Below are 15,963 nucleotides of genomic sequence, written 5' to 3' on the forward strand. Positions count from 1 at the left end.
TCTTGGGGTTGTATGGTTAAGTGACTAAGCGTACACGGTGGATGCCTTGGCAGTCAGAGGCGATGAAAGACGTATTAACTTGCGATAAGCCCAGATTAGGTAGTAAAAACCTTTTGAGTCTGGGATTTCTGAATGGGGAAACCCACTAGCATAAGCTAGTATCGCTGCGTGAATACATAGCGCAGCGAAGCAAACCGGGAGAACTGAAACATCTAAGTACCCCGAGGAAGAGAAATCAACCGAGATCCCGAAAGTAGCGGCGAGCGAAATTGGGTTAGCCCTTAAGTTGTTAATGAGACAGGTGAAGCCTCTGGAAAGTGGCGCGATACAAGGTGATAGCCCTGTAACCGACATCTCATCATCAGTGAAAACGAGTAAGGCGGGACACGTGATATCCTGTCTGAATATGGGGGGACCATCCTCCAAGGCTAAATACTACTGACTGACCGATAGTGAACCAGTACCGTGAGGGAAAGGCGAAAAGAACCCCTGTGAGGGGAGTGAAATAGAACCTGAAACCGTGTACGTACAAGCAGTAGGAGCATACTTGTTATGTGACTGCGTACCTTTTGTATAATGGGTCAGCGACTTATATTCAGTGGCAAGGTTAACCGTTTAGGGGAGCCGTAGGGAAACCGAGTCTTAACTGGGCGTTCAGTCTCTGGATATAGACCCGAAACCAAGTGATCTAGCCATGGGCAGGTTGAAGGTTGAGTAACATCAACTGGAGGACCGAACCGACTAATGTTGAAAAATTAGCGGATGACTTGTGGCTAGGGGTGAAAGGCCAATCAAACTTGGAGATAGCTGGTTCTCCCCGAAATCTATTTAGGTAGAGCCTCGGACGAATACTACTGGGGGTAGAGCACTGTTAAGGCTAGGGGGTCATCCCGACTTACCAACCCTTTGCAAACTCCGAATACCAGTAAGTAATATCCGGGAGACACACGGCGGGTGCTAACGTCCGTCGTGGAGAGGGAAACAACCCAGACCGCCAGCTAAGGTCCCAAAGTTATAGCTAAGTGGGAAACGATGTGGGAAGGCTCAGACAGCCAGGATGTTGGCTTAGAAGCAGCCATCATTTAAAGAAAGCGTAATAGCTCACTGGTCGAGTCGGCCTGCGCGGAAGATGTAACGGGGCTAAGCTATACACCGAAGCTGCGGCAGTGCAATTTATTGTGCTGGGTAGGGGAGCGTTCTGTAAGCCGTTGAAGGTGTGCTGTAAGGCATGCTGGAGGTATCAGAAGTGCGAATGCTGACATGAGTAACGATAAAGGGGGTGAAAAACCCCCTCGCCGGAAGACCAAGGGTTCCTGTCCAACGTTAATCGGGGCAGGGTAAGTCGACCCCTAAGGCGAGGCCGAAAGGCGTAGTCGATGGGAAACGGGTTAATATTCCCGTACTTCTTATAATTGCGATGGGGGGACGGAGAAGGCTAGGTAGGCTTGGCGACGGTCGTCCAAGTTCAAGTGCGTAGGCTAAGAGTTTAGGTAAATCCGGACTCTTGTTAGGCTGAGACACGATGTCGAGCACCTACGGGTGTGAAGCTATTGATGCCATGCTTCCAGGAAAAGCCTCTAAGCTTCAGGTTATAAGAAATCGTACCCCAAACCGACACAGGTGGTCGAGTAGAGAATACTAAGGCGCTTGAGAGAACTCGGGTGAAGGAACTAGGCAAAATGGTACCGTAACTTCGGGAGAAGGTACGCTCCTAGCGGTGATGAGACTTGCTCTCTAAGCTGCCGGGAGTCGCAGATACCAGGTGGCTGCAACTGTTTATTAAAAACATAGCACTGTGCTAAATCGTAAGATGACGTATACGGTGTGACGCCTGCCCGGTGCTTGAAGGTTAATTGATGGGGTTAGACTTCGGTCGAAGCTCTTGATCGAAGCCCAAGTAAACGGCGGCCGTAACTATAACGGTCCTAAGGTAGCGAAATTCCTTGTCGGGTAAGTTCCGACCTGCACGAATGGCGTAATGATGGCCACGCTGTCTCCACCCGAGACTCAGTGAAATTGAAATCGCTGTGAAGATGCAGTGTACCCGCGGCTAGACGGAAAGACCCCGTGAACCTTTACTACAGCTTGGCACTGAACATTGACCCTACATGTGTAGGATAGGTGGGAGCCTTTGAAGCAAGTACGCTAGTATTTGTGGAGGCAATCTTGAAATACCACCCTTGTATGCTTGATGTTCTAACGTTGGCCCCTTATCGGGGTTGCGGACAGTGCCTGGTGGGTAGTTTGACTGGGGCGGTCTCCTCCCAAAGAGTAACGGAGGAGCACGAAGGTGGGCTAAACACGGTTGGACATCGTGTGGTTAGTGCAATGGCATAAGCCCGCTTGACTGCGAGAATGACAATTCGAGCAGGTGCGAAAGCAGGTCATAGTGATCCGGTGGTTCTGAATGGAAGGGCCATCGCTCAACGGATAAAAGGTACTCCGGGGATAACAGGCTGATACCGCCCAAGAGTTCATATCGACGGCGGTGTTTGGCACCTCGATGTCGGCTCATCACATCCTGGGGCTGAAGTCGGTCCCAAGGGTATGGCTGTTCGCCATTTAAAGTGGTACGCGAGCTGGGTTTAGAACGTCGTGAGACAGTTCGGTCCCTATCTGCCGTGGGCGTTGGATGATTGAAAGGGGCTGCTCCTAGTACGAGAGGACCGGAGTGGACGAACCTCTGGTGTTCGGGTTGTTACGCCAGTAGCATTGCCCGGTAGCTAAGTTCGGGATCGATAAACGCTGAAAGCATCTAAGCGTGAAGCGAGCCTTGAGATGAGTCATCCCTGATACTTTAAGTATCCTAAAGGGTTGTTGAAGACTACGACGTTGATAGGCAGGGTGTGTAAGTGCTGCGAGGCATTGAGCTAACCTGTACTAATTGCCCGTGAGGCTTAACCATACAACACCCAAGGGGTTTTGAACGGATTTAAGATAGCAAGAAACAGATTGAATGTGATTAAGAACACAATACAGCTTTCCGAATTAAAGAATTTGCTTGGCGACCATAGCGTTATGGACCCACCTGATCCCATGCCGAACTCAGAAGTGAAACGTAATAGCGCCGATGGTAGTGTGGGGTCTCCCCATGTGAGAGTAGGACATCGCCAGGCTTGAATTTGAATAAGTGCCCGTTCAATAGAACGGGCTTTTATTTCGCTCCCAGTTTGTCACTGGAGGCAAGTCAAGTTAACATTTTTAAGTCTTTCATAAATAAATGAAAAGATTGAGAATATTACCTTGACTTTCAAATCAGAAAGCGTAATATATGCAGCCTGAAACGACGAAGCTGAAAGGCTAAGTGGTTGAAAGACAACGCTCTTTAACAATTTAACCAAATCAATCTGTGTGGGCACTTGTGAGTTGATAATCACTAGTTTGCATTTACTTTTCGAAGTGAATTCAAACAAAAATAATCAATGAACTGAGTGACTACACAAAATTACTTTTATGTAAGAAATCAGTATAAATCATTGAGCCGGTTTTGTTTCTGCTGAAACAAACCAAAAAACTTTAATTGAAGAGTTTGATCATGGCTCAGATTGAACGCTGGCGGCAGGCCTAACACATGCAAGTCGAGCGGTAACAGGAATTAGCTTGCTAATTCGCTGACGAGCGGCGGACGGGTGAGTAATGCCTGGGAATATGCCTTGATGTGGGGGATAACTATTGGAAACGATAGCTAATACCGCATAATGTCTTCGGACCAAAGAGGGGGATCTTCGGACCTCTCGCGTCAAGATTAGCCCAGGTGAGATTAGCTAGTTGGTGGGGTAAGAGCTCACCAAGGCGACGATCTCTAGCTGGTCTGAGAGGATGATCAGCCACACTGGAACTGAGACACGGTCCAGACTCCTACGGGAGGCAGCAGTGGGGAATATTGCACAATGGGCGAAAGCCTGATGCAGCCATGCCGCGTGTATGAAGAAGGCCTTCGGGTTGTAAAGTACTTTCAGTCGTGAGGAAGGGTGTGCAGTTAATAGCTGTACATCTTGACGTTAGCGACAGAAGAAGCACCGGCTAACTCCGTGCCAGCAGCCGCGGTAATACGGAGGGTGCGAGCGTTAATCGGAATTACTGGGCGTAAAGCGCATGCAGGTGGTTCATTAAGTCAGATGTGAAAGCCCGGGGCTCAACCTCGGAACCGCATTTGAAACTGGTGAACTAGAGTGCTGTAGAGGGGGGTAGAATTTCAGGTGTAGCGGTGAAATGCGTAGAGATCTGAAGGAATACCAGTGGCGAAGGCGGCCCCCTGGACAGACACTGACACTCAGATGCGAAAGCGTGGGGAGCAAACAGGATTAGATACCCTGGTAGTCCACGCCGTAAACGATGTCTACTTGGAGGTTGTGGCCTTGAGCCGTGGCTTTCGGAGCTAACGCGTTAAGTAGACCGCCTGGGGAGTACGGTCGCAAGATTAAAACTCAAATGAATTGACGGGGGCCCGCACAAGCGGTGGAGCATGTGGTTTAATTCGATGCAACGCGAAGAACCTTACCTACTCTTGACATCTACAGAATTCGCTAGAGATAGCTTAGTGCCTTCGGGAACTGTAAGACAGGTGCTGCATGGCTGTCGTCAGCTCGTGTTGTGAAATGTTGGGTTAAGTCCCGCAACGAGCGCAACCCTTATCCTTGTTTGCCAGCACGTAATGGTGGGAACTCCAGGGAGACTGCCGGTGATAAACCGGAGGAAGGTGGGGACGACGTCAAGTCATCATGGCCCTTACGAGTAGGGCTACACACGTGCTACAATGGCGCATACAGAGGGCTGCAAGCTAGCGATAGTGAGCGAATCCCAAAAAGTGCGTCGTAGTCCGGATCGGAGTCTGCAACTCGACTCCGTGAAGTCGGAATCGCTAGTAATCGTGAATCAGAATGTCACGGTGAATACGTTCCCGGGCCTTGTACACACCGCCCGTCACACCATGGGAGTGGGCTGCAAAAGAAGTGGGTAGTTTAACCTTTCGGGGAGGACGCTCACCACTTTGTGGTTCATGACTGGGGTGAAGTCGTAACAAGGTAGCCCTAGGGGAACCTGGGGCTGGATCACCTCCTTAACGATAGATTGCGATTTATGAGTGTTCACACAGATTGATTAGGTTTTAATAAGTTGAAGTGACAGAGCTTTAATTAATGATTTCGATTATTGATTAAAGCTTTTTGCTTTAAGCTCTTTAACAATTTGGAAAGCTGACTGATTTAACTAACTTACGAGTTAGATAAATCAAAATTTAAAAGTTCTTAATATCTTTTGTTTATCTTTAGATAAACAAATTAAAAACACATTCAAGTGTTCTTGTATTTTGAATCCGGCGAAAAACCAGAACTCTCAATGAAGAGTTCAACCTTGGTTGTTTATGCCATACGAAACCTCTTGGGGTTGTATGGTTAAGTGACTAAGCGTACACGGTGGATGCCTTGGCAGTCAGAGGCGATGAAAGACGTATTAACTTGCGATAAGCCCAGATTAGGTAGTAAAAACCTTTTGAGTCTGGGATTTCTGAATGGGGAAACCCACTAGCATAAGCTAGTATCGCTGCGTGAATACATAGCGCAGCGAAGCAAACCGGGAGAACTGAAACATCTAAGTACCCCGAGGAAGAGAAATCAACCGAGATCCCGAAAGTAGCGGTGAGCGAAATTGGGTTAGCCCTTAAGTTGTTAATGAGACAGGTGAAGCCTCTGGAAAGTGGCGCGATACAAGGTGATAGCCCTGTAACCGACATCTCATCATCAGTGAAAACGAGTAAGGCGGGACACGTGATATCCTGTCTGAATATGGGGGGACCATCCTCCAAGGCTAAATACTACTGACTGACCGATAGTGAACCAGTACCGTGAGGGAAAGGCGAAAAGAACCCCTGTGAGGGGAGTGAAATAGAACCTGAAACCGTGTACGTACAAGCAGTAGGAGCATACTTGTTATGTGACTGCGTACCTTTTGTATAATGGGTCAGCGACTTATATTCAGTGGCAAGGTTAACCGTTTAGGGGAGCCGTAGGGAAACCGAGTCTTAACTGGGCGTTCAGTCTCTGGATATAGACCCGAAACCAAGTGATCTAGCCATGGGCAGGTTGAAGGTTGAGTAACATCAACTGGAGGACCGAACCGACTAATGTTGAAAAATTAGCGGATGACTTGTGGCTAGGGGTGAAAGGCCAATCAAACTTGGAGATAGCTGGTTCTCCCCGAAATCTATTTAGGTAGAGCCTCGGACGAATACTACTGGGGGTAGAGCACTGTTAAGGCTAGGGGGTCATCCCGACTTACCAACCCTTTGCAAACTCCGAATACCAGTAAGTAATATCCGGGAGACACACGGCGGGTGCTAACGTCCGTCGTGGAGAGGGAAACAACCCAGACCGCCAGCTAAGGTCCCAAAGTTATAGCTAAGTGGGAAACGATGTGGGAAGGCTCAGACAGCCAGGATGTTGGCTTAGAAGCAGCCATCATTTAAAGAAAGCGTAATAGCTCACTGGTCGAGTCGGCCTGCGCGGAAGATGTAACGGGGCTAAGCTATACACCGAAGCTGCGGCAGTGCAATTTATTGTGCTGGGTAGGGGAGCGTTCTGTAAGCCGTTGAAGGTGTGCTGTAAGGCATGCTGGAGGTATCAGAAGTGCGAATGCTGACATGAGTAACGATAAAGGGGGTGAAAAACCCCCTCGCCGGAAGACCAAGGGTTCCTGTCCAACGTTAATCGGGGCAGGGTAAGTCGACCCCTAAGGCGAGGCCGAAAGGCGTAGTCGATGGGAAACGGGTTAATATTCCCGTACTTCTTATAATTGCGATGGGGGGACGGAGAAGGCTAGGTAGGCTTGGCGACGGTCGTCCAAGTTCAAGTGCGTAGGCTAAGAGTTTAGGTAAATCCGGACTCTTGTTAGGCTGAGACACGATGTCGAGCACCTACGGGTGTGAAGCTATTGATGCCATGCTTCCAGGAAAAGCCTCTAAGCTTCAGGTTATAAGAAATCGTACCCCAAACCGACACAGGTGGTCGAGTAGAGAATACTAAGGCGCTTGAGAGAACTCGGGTGAAGGAACTAGGCAAAATGGTACCGTAACTTCGGGAGAAGGTACGCTCCTAGCGGTGATGAGACTTGCTCTCTAAGCTGCCGGGAGTCGCAGATACCAGGTGGCTGCAACTGTTTATTAAAAACATAGCACTGTGCTAAATCGTAAGATGACGTATACGGTGTGACGCCTGCCCGGTGCTTGAAGGTTAATTGATGGGGTTAGACTTCGGTCGAAGCTCTTGATCGAAGCCCAAGTAAACGGCGGCCGTAACTATAACGGTCCTAAGGTAGCGAAATTCCTTGTCGGGTAAGTTCCGACCTGCACGAATGGCGTAATGATGGCCACGCTGTCTCCACCCGAGACTCAGTGAAATTGAAATCGCTGTGAAGATGCAGTGTACCCGCGGCTAGACGGAAAGACCCCGTGAACCTTTACTACAGCTTGGCACTGAACATTGACCCTACATGTGTAGGATAGGTGGGAGCCTTTGAAGCAAGTACGCTAGTATTTGTGGAGGCAATCTTGAAATACCACCCTTGTATGCTTGATGTTCTAACGTTGGCCCCTTATCGGGGTTGCGGACAGTGCCTGGTGGGTAGTTTGACTGGGGCGGTCTCCTCCCAAAGAGTAACGGAGGAGCACGAAGGTGGGCTAAACACGGTTGGACATCGTGTGGTTAGTGCAATGGCATAAGCCCGCTTGACTGCGAGAATGACAATTCGAGCAGGTGCGAAAGCAGGTCATAGTGATCCGGTGGTTCTGAATGGAAGGGCCATCGCTCAACGGATAAAAGGTACTCCGGGGATAACAGGCTGATACCGCCCAAGAGTTCATATCGACGGCGGTGTTTGGCACCTCGATGTCGGCTCATCACATCCTGGGGCTGAAGTCGGTCCCAAGGGTATGGCTGTTCGCCATTTAAAGTGGTACGCGAGCTGGGTTTAGAACGTCGTGAGACAGTTCGGTCCCTATCTGCCGTGGGCGTTGGATGATTGAAAGGGGCTGCTCCTAGTACGAGAGGACCGGAGTGGACGAACCTCTGGTGTTCGGGTTGTTACGCCAGTAGCATTGCCCGGTAGCTAAGTTCGGGATCGATAAACGCTGAAAGCATCTAAGCGTGAAGCGAGCCTTGAGATGAGTCATCCCTGATACTTTAAGTATCCTAAAGGGTTGTTGAAGACTACGACGTTGATAGGCAGGGTGTGTAAGTGCTGCGAGGCATTGAGCTAACCTGTACTAATTGCCCGTGAGGCTTAACCATACAACACCCAAGGGGTTTTGAACGGATTTAAGATAGCAAGAAACAGATTGAATGTGATTAAGAACACAATACAGCTTTCCGAATTAAAGAATTTGCTTGGCGACCATAGCGTTATGGACCCACCTGATCCCATGCCGAACTCAGAAGTGAAACGTAATAGCGCCGATGGTAGTGTGGGGTCTCCCCATGTGAGAGTAGGACATCGCCAGGCTTAAATTTGAAAACCATCCTTATTTAGGATGGTTTCTTCGATTAAATAAGTAAGTCGTTTGCTGATATAGCTCAGCCCGGTAGAGCGCACCCTTGGTAAGGGTGAGGTCCCCAGTTCGAGTCTGGGTATCAGCACCATTTACTGATAGATTTTGTTTAGCGACCATAGCGTTGTGGACCCACCTGATCCCATGCCGAACTCAGAAGTGAAACGCAATAGCGCCGATGGTAGTGTGGGGTCTCCCCATGTGAGAGTAGGACATCGCTAGGCTCTAATTTTAAAAGGCTTCCCAATGGGAGGCCTTTTTTCGTTTATAGATTTAAATAAATGTATTTTCAGCTACCCGCCAAAGAGCTTGTATAACCGAATCATTTAATTTTGATTGTTTACAGCACAAGCCTAATTTAAATGGTGCAATAGGTGTTGTATTTAACCTTTGAATTTTATCTTTTACTGGGCTGTTATTGATTACAACGTCAGGTGCTATTCCTATACCACACCCTAAAGCAACCATACTTACTATCGCCTCATGTCCAGAGACTTGAGCATAAATTGTTGGTTTGATTTTTTGTTCCTTGAACCATAAATTTGCTCTTTCTCTCGCCGTGCCTTCCTTTGGTAAAATAAAAGGAAGCGTATCCCAATTTGTATTTTCTTTATTTATATCACCGCTAAATGTGTTGTTCCCAATGGGAGCAATAATCGATAATGGTATTTCACTTATTATTTCAAAAGCTAATTTATTCGATCTTTTTTCTGGTATGGCTGATATTGCAATATCAACCTCTGAACTTTCTACTTTCTTAATTGCTTGAGCTGGATCTCCTGTTGAAAGCTTTATTTCAATGTGAGGATAATTCACTTTGAAATTATTTAGGAGTTGAGGTAAGTGACTATAGCTTGCGGTTACTGAACAAAATAATTTCAATTCCCCCTTTAAACTATTATTTACAGTATTGGAGCTAGATTTGTAACTACTCCATTCACTACAAATATTTAAAGCGATAGGCATTAATTTCTTTGCTGAGCTTGTTAGTTCAACGCTTCTATTATCACGGACAAATAATGGGTGACCAATTTCATCTTCTAATTTTTGTATTTGCCGGCTTAATGCAGATAAACTTAAGTGCATAGCTTTTGACGTGTTGGTAAAGCTATGGCTTTCACATAAATGAAGGAAAGTTTGAAGTAGTTTTATATTCATATCGTAGTTGTTAATTTTGCAATCATGTATTGTTAATATATCACTTCTTACAATGTTAATCTTTGGTTATTATCTTTGTATGCACAGAATTATCCTAATGGATTAAATGATATTTATGGAGTTTCACAATGTCTAACTACTTTGATACGCTAAATTTACGTGAACAATTAGATCAACTAGGTCGTTGTCGTTTTATGGACCGCGAAGAATTTTCTACAGAAGCGGATTACCTTAAAGGTAAAAGGGTGGTTATTGTTGGCTGTGGAGCTCAAGGCCTAAATCAAGGTTTAAATATGCGAGATTCAGGTTTGAATGTTGCTTATGCTTTACGTCAGGCTGCTATTGATGAGCAACGTCAATCATTTAAGAATGCAAGCGAAAATGGTTTTGAAGTTGCTAGCTACGAAAAATTGATCCCTCAAGCCGATTTGGTTATTAACCTTACTCCTGATAAACAGCATACGAATGTTGTTGAAACTGTTATGCCTTTAATGAAGGAAGGTGCAACGCTTGGTTACTCGCATGGCTTTAATATCGTTGAAGAAGGTATGAAAATCCGTAAAGATTTAACGGTTGTTATGGTTGCTCCTAAATGTCCAGGTACAGAAGTTCGAGAAGAATATAAGCGTGGTTTTGGTGTTCCTACTCTTATTGCTGTTCATCCTGAAAATGATCCTAAAGGCGAAGGTTGGGATATAGCGAAAGCATGGGCGGCTGGGACTGGTGGTCATCGTGCCGGTTGTTTAGAGTCTTCATTCGTTGCTGAAGTTAAATCTGACTTAATGGGTGAACAAACAATTCTTTGTGGAATGCTGCAAGCCGGCTCTATTGTTTGTTATGAAAAAATGATCGCTGATGGTATCGATGCTAGCTATGCAGGCAAACTTCTACAATTTGGCTGGGAAACAGTTACAGAAGCACTGAAGTTTGGTGGTGTGACGCATATGATGGATCGTCTATCAAACCCAGCTAAAATTAAAGCCTTTGATTTATCTGAAGAATTAAAAGATCTAATGCGCCCACTTTATAATAAGCATATGGATGATATTATCTCGGGACATTTTTCAAGTACGATGATGGCTGACTGGGCAAATGATGATGTTAACTTGCTAGGGTGGCGTGAAGAGACGGGTGAAACTGCTTTTGAAAACTACCCTGATTCTAGTCTGGAAATTCCAGAACAAGAATATTTTGATAATGGTATTTTAATGGTTGCTATGGTTCGTGCTGGTGTTGAATTAGCATTTGAAGCGATGACTGCTTCAGGTATTGTAGATGAATCTGCTTATTACGAATCATTGCATGAGCTACCATTAATCGCTAACACTGTTGCACGTAAACGCTTATATGAAATGAATGTCGTTATTTCAGATACGGCTGAATATGGTAATTATCTATTCGCAAATGTTGCAACACCATTGCTGCGTGAAAAATTCATGCCTTTAGTTGATACTGATGTTATTGGTCGTGGTTTAGGGGCAATATCTAATCAAGTGGATAATGCTAAATTGATCGAAGTGAATGAGACTATTCGTAATCACCCAGTTGAGTATATTGGTGAAGAACTACGCGGTTATATGACTGATATGAAAACAATTGCTGTTGGTGGTTAACTTACATAATTAATAAAAAAGCCCGATATTATATCGGGCTTTTTTGTATCTAAAGGAATTGTTCTAATCTTAAGAACAAAATTATGTTTATTTTTCAGATAGTTTTTCTTCTAATAAAGCTAATTTTTGTTCCATTTCTGTTAGCTTTTTCCTAGTGCGCAATAGAACTTGAGTTTGAACATCAAATTCTTCGCGTGCTACGATATCTAGCTTATTTAATTGACCTTGAATGACCTGGCGAACTTTCTGTTCAACATCAGTTCCTAATTCTTTTACTGGTTGCGGCATTGAATCATGAATTTGCTTGGCAACTTGCTCTAATTTTTTTGGATTAAACATTATCTACCCTTGTTAAATATTTTTTATATTTTAAGCAAAGAGCAACGACTTGTCGCTAGACAAATAAAAAAAAGGCTACCGAAGTAGCCTATTCTTTATTTTAAAGAAGTTACTCTTGAATTTCTTTCCCTTCTTCAAACTCTGGTAAAGGTTTATGCTCACTTGCTAGGTAACTATAAATTACGGGTAATACGAATAACGTAAATAGAGTACCAATAGCTAAACCTGCAACAATAACAATACCAATACTAAAGCGCTGTGCAGCACCTGCACCAGTGGCATACATTAACGGGATTAAACCCGCAATCATTGCCGCTGTTGTCATTAGGATTGGACGAAGACGAACTTTTGCAGCTTCTGTTACCGCTTCAACGCGATTTTTTAGATTATGCAATTGTTCTTCTTTTGCTACTTCACAAATCAAAATACCATGTTTGGTAATCAAGCCAACGAGAGTGATTAACCCTACTTGTGAGTAGATGTTCATTGTAGCAGCGCCCCATGCGAGGGCAATCAAAGCACCACAAATAGCAAGAGGTACAGAAACCATGATAACTAATGGATCTCGAATTGATTCAAATTGAATCGCAAGTACTAGGAAGATGATAGCCAATGCTAAACCAAATGTAGCGTATAATGCGCTACCTTCTGTCACATATTGTCGAGCTTCGCCCATATAATCATGGTTGTACCCACTTGGCAATTTGCTATTTGCAATATTTTCGAACCAAGAAATAGCATCACCCATTGCCACACCTGGTGATGGTACAGCACCTACGGTAGCTGAATTTAGCTGATTGAAGTGAGGTAGAGATCTCGGCTCTGCAATAACATCAATCGCAATTAAGCTTCCTAATGGAACTGCTTCCCCGCTTGCTGAACGAACGTAATAATTATTCATTGATTCAGGGTTTAAGCGGAATTTACGTTCTACTTGTGGAATTACCTCGTAAGAACGACCATTGAGATCGATACGGTTTACATAGCCATCAGCCATCATCGTACTTAGCGTAATACCAATGTCTTGCATTGTCACACCGTAAGCACCCGCTTTATCTTTATCGATATTGATTTTCATTGTTGCAGAATCAAAATTCAAATCGATATCAGAATAAACAAATAGAGGGCTTCCTTTCACTTCAGTTAATACTTCCGTTGCTATTTGGAATAGACTCTCAAAGCTGTTTGGTGTCGTTATTACGAATTGAATTGGTAAACCTGAACCTGCGCCAGGCAATTCTGGCATTTGGAATGCTGTAACAGCCATTCCTGGGACATTTTGTACTAATTTACCAACACGATCTGTTACTTCTGCTTGGCTTGCTTCTCGTTGGCTCCAAGGAACCATTGATGCAATACCAAAGGCTTGGTTCGAGTTTGGAACACCGGTGAATACTTGAGCAAAGGCTATTTCAGGTTGATCTGAAAGAATCTTATTTACATCATTCATTGTGTTTTGTAAGTAATCTAAGTTAGCGTTAGATGTACCTGTACCCATAAGCATTACCACTCCTTTATCTTCTGAAGGAGCAAGTTCACTTGGTATGAACTTAAATAGTAATGGCAAGCTTGCAAAAACGATGACAGCAAATGCAATGATTACTGGTCGATGCTGCATTACCGAGCCAAGAATACGTTCATATTTATTCGTCATACCATCAAGGAAATGATGAACTGTGCTTTCAAATTTGCTTGGTACTTCATTTGCTTTCAGCATTTTAGAACACATCATTGGAGATAATGTTAACGCGACTATCCCTGAAACAAATACTGAACCTGCGAGCGTTAAAGCAAACTCTTTAAACAATGAACCCGTAATACCACCCATCATCGCGATAGGAGCATATACCGCGCCCAGCGTTAGAGTCATTGCAATTACCGGAATTGCGATTTCACGCGTACCAATAATAGCGGCCCTAAACGGGGTTTCTCCAAGCTTAACGTGCCTATCTACGTTTTCTAATACAACGATGGCATCATCAACAACAAGCCCGATGGCCAATACCATAGCGAGAAGAGTCATTAGGTTCCATGAGAAGCCCATGACTTGCATTACCATTGCAACACCAACAAGTGATAGAGGAATGGTGACAATAGGAATGATAACCGCTCGGAATGAGCCTAAGAATAAGGTAATAACGATAAGTACGATGACCGCAGCTTCAACAATAGTCTTAATAACTTCATGGATAGATTCATTAATCGCAATCGTTGAATCGTACATGATGTTCATTTTGATGTTTGTTGGAAGGTTTTTCTCTAATTGAGGTAAAAGCTTCAATACATCAGCCGCAATGTTAATTGGGTTGGCACTTGGTGCGGCATTGATTGCAGTAACTACGGCTTCTTTGCCGTTTGCACTTGCACGGTATATATCATGACTCTTTTCTAAAGATACCTTAGCAATATCACTTAGGCGAACCACTTCACCATCGTCTGTTTTAATAACTAAACGCTCAAGCTCCTCTACATTCGAGACTTGAGTATTTGCGCTACCATTATAAAGAACGAATTCACCGGTTGCTTGGCCTGCTGCTGACTGAAAGTTATTGGCATTTAATACGCTCATAACATCTGTTGCTGTCATATTTACTGCAGCCATACGTGCTGGTTCTAACCAGATACGTAATGCATATCTAATACCGCCGTATAGGTCGATTTTAGATACGCCATTAACGGTGAATAGTTGCGGGTTCACAACGCGTTCTAAATAATCGGTGATTTGACTTGAGGCAAGTTCATCACTGGTAAAGCCGATATATAACACCGCGGTAGTTGAACCTGTCGACATAGTAACCGTTGGATCTTCCGCTTCTTTTGGAAGCTGAGAACGCACCGAGTTAGTCTTGGCTAATATATCGGAGAGGGCAGCATTCGGGTCCGTATTTAATTTCATAGTAACAGTAATGGTCGATTGCCCCATTACTGATTGAGAGGTCATGAAATCAATATTATCGGCTTGTGCTACCGCTTGCTCTAAGGGTTGAGTTATGAAACCTTGAATAAGGTCAGCACTCGCGCCGTAATAGCTTGTTGTTACCGTTACAACGGTATTGGTCATTTCAGGGTATTCACGAACCTGCATTTTGAAAATAGCTTGGATACCAAGCAAAGCAATCAAAAAGCTGATCGATACCGCTAAAACTGGACGTTTAATGAAAACATCAGTAAAGCGCATAATTCCTCCGGTTACAACATTGGTGTTTCAGCAGGCGGCGTTGTTGCGTCACTTTCGACAACACGCACTTTTGCATCGTTACTTAGACGAACTTGTCCTGATGTCACGACCATATCTCCAGGTTTAACACCATCAAGAATATGAGCAACAGCTTTAGTTCGTTCACCTACTTTTACAACCGCTTGTTTAACACGTTTAACACCGTCAACATCAGAAACGATGTAGACATTGTCACCATATAGCGTGAATGTAATTGAGGTTTGAGGAATAACCACTTGGTTTTCAAATGCTGGGAGAATGATTTCAGCGCGAGCAAACATACCACTACGTAGCTTACCACCATTATTTGGAATATCAGCTTGAACCTGAATTAACCCACTTTGAATATTTACCGCTGGTTCAATTGCACTGATCGACCCTTTGAAAGTCTCAGTTGGATAAGAGTCGATGTATATATCGATGTCTTGTCCGATATTAATGCGAGAAATATCAGTTTGAGGCACCGTAAAGCGTAAACGCATAATGCTAGTGTCTTCTAGACGGACAATATCAGTACCTGGTTGTAAGTATTGACCAAGATAAACATTACGGATACCAATGACACCAGCAAATGGTGCTTTGATTTCACGACGCTCAATAGTCGCTTTTAGGCCTTCAATATCAGCAGCAAGAGAGAAGAAATTTGCTTCTGCTTCATCGTAAGCTTCTTTAGAGATAGACCCTTTTTTAAATAAACCTTTATAGCGTTTATATTTTGCTTCAGCAGCAGGTAGGCGTGCTTGAGAGCTTCTTAAGTTTGCTTTTTCTACTTTAGAATCAAGAGAAATAAGCAATTGGTCATCTTTTACTTGGCTACCAGAATCAAATGAAATTTTATCGATCACACCGTTTGATTCAGTGGTTAGTGTTACACCTTGGTTTGGTTCAATAAAACCAATCGCCTCGATAGTTGGAGTCCAGGTTGACGCTTTGACTGTTTCTATCGTGACAGGAAATTCAGGTTCAGGGCGGTTTGCCATAAATTCAGCAATTTTTTGCTGTTTAAACATGTTAAAGCCAATAACACTACCAAAAATAAGTAGTGCAAGAAGCAACATAAAGAAAGTCCACTTTTTCATTCTAATTAGAACTCCAAA

At 44.4% G+C, this 15,963-nt stretch carries 5 protein-coding genes, 1 tRNA gene and 6 rRNA genes; 8 read left to right on the forward strand and 4 right to left on the reverse strand.

Annotation, left to right across the window (positions count from 1 at the left end; all coding sequences use genetic code 11):
- The first annotated feature begins 14 nt into the window (after nt 1-14).
- The 7 genes from VSAL_RS00640 to rrf (VSAL_RS00670) all read left to right on the forward strand — a co-directional run bounded on the left by VSAL_RS00640 (nt 15) and on the right by rrf (VSAL_RS00670) (nt 8,763).
- A 23S ribosomal RNA gene (locus tag VSAL_RS00640) occupies nt 15-2,905 on the forward strand.
- Between the two features lie 95 nt (nt 2,906-3,000).
- Nucleotides 3,001-3,116: ribosomal RNA gene (rrf, locus tag VSAL_RS00645) — 5S ribosomal RNA — on the forward strand.
- Between the two features lie 401 nt (nt 3,117-3,517).
- A 16S ribosomal RNA gene (locus tag VSAL_RS00650) occupies nt 3,518-5,062 on the forward strand.
- 329 nt (nt 5,063-5,391) lie between these two features.
- Nucleotides 5,392-8,282 (forward strand): 23S ribosomal RNA (locus VSAL_RS00655).
- A 95-nt stretch (nt 8,283-8,377) separates the two neighbouring features.
- Nucleotides 8,378-8,493, forward strand: a 5S ribosomal RNA gene (rrf, locus tag VSAL_RS00660).
- A gap of 60 nt (nt 8,494-8,553) precedes the next feature.
- Nucleotides 8,554-8,630: transfer RNA gene (locus VSAL_RS00665), tRNA-Thr, on the forward strand.
- A 17-nt stretch (nt 8,631-8,647) separates the two neighbouring features.
- Nucleotides 8,648-8,763: ribosomal RNA gene (gene rrf, locus VSAL_RS00670) — 5S ribosomal RNA — on the forward strand.
- Together the 16S, 23S and 5S rRNA genes with 1 tRNA gene alongside form the textbook arrangement of a ribosomal RNA operon.
- Nucleotides 8,764-8,812: 49 nt before the next feature.
- On the opposite strand, the gene ilvY is transcribed toward rrf (VSAL_RS00670), so the two are convergent.
- Nucleotides 8,813-9,697: an HTH-type transcriptional activator IlvY gene (ilvY, locus tag VSAL_RS00675; protein WP_012548982.1), complete on the reverse strand. Its 885-nt coding sequence runs from the start codon at nt 9,695-9,697 to the stop codon at nt 8,813-8,815.
- Between the two features lie 128 nt (nt 9,698-9,825).
- Here ilvY and ilvC point away from each other — a divergent pair, with 128 nt between their 5' ends.
- Nucleotides 9,826-11,310, forward strand: a complete 1,485-nt coding sequence (ilvC, locus tag VSAL_RS00680; RefSeq protein WP_012548983.1) for a ketol-acid reductoisomerase — start codon at nt 9,826-9,828, stop codon at nt 11,308-11,310.
- 87 nt (nt 11,311-11,397) lie between these two features.
- Here the strand turns inward: ilvC and ubiK are convergent, their stop codons facing one another.
- The 3 genes from ubiK to VSAL_RS00695 form a co-directional block, all read right to left on the reverse strand.
- Nucleotides 11,398-11,649: a ubiquinone biosynthesis accessory factor UbiK gene (gene ubiK, locus VSAL_RS00685; protein WP_012548984.1), complete on the reverse strand. Its 252-nt coding sequence runs from the start codon at nt 11,647-11,649 to the stop codon at nt 11,398-11,400.
- 109 nt (nt 11,650-11,758) lie between these two features.
- The gene (locus VSAL_RS00690; protein WP_012548985.1) at nt 11,759-14,827 is read right to left on the reverse strand and encodes a multidrug efflux RND transporter permease subunit; all 3,069 of its coding nucleotides are present in this window, start codon (nt 14,825-14,827) and stop codon (nt 11,759-11,761) included.
- A gap of 11 nt (nt 14,828-14,838) precedes the next feature.
- On the reverse strand, nt 14,839-15,945 hold the full coding sequence (locus tag VSAL_RS00695; RefSeq protein ID WP_012548986.1) for an efflux RND transporter periplasmic adaptor subunit: 1,107 nt from the start codon (nt 15,943-15,945) through the stop codon (nt 14,839-14,841).
- Nucleotides 15,946-15,963: the final 18 nt, after the last annotated feature.

The organism is Aliivibrio salmonicida LFI1238, from assembly GCF_000196495.1.
GTDB lineage: Bacteria > Pseudomonadota > Gammaproteobacteria > Enterobacterales > Vibrionaceae > Aliivibrio > Aliivibrio salmonicida.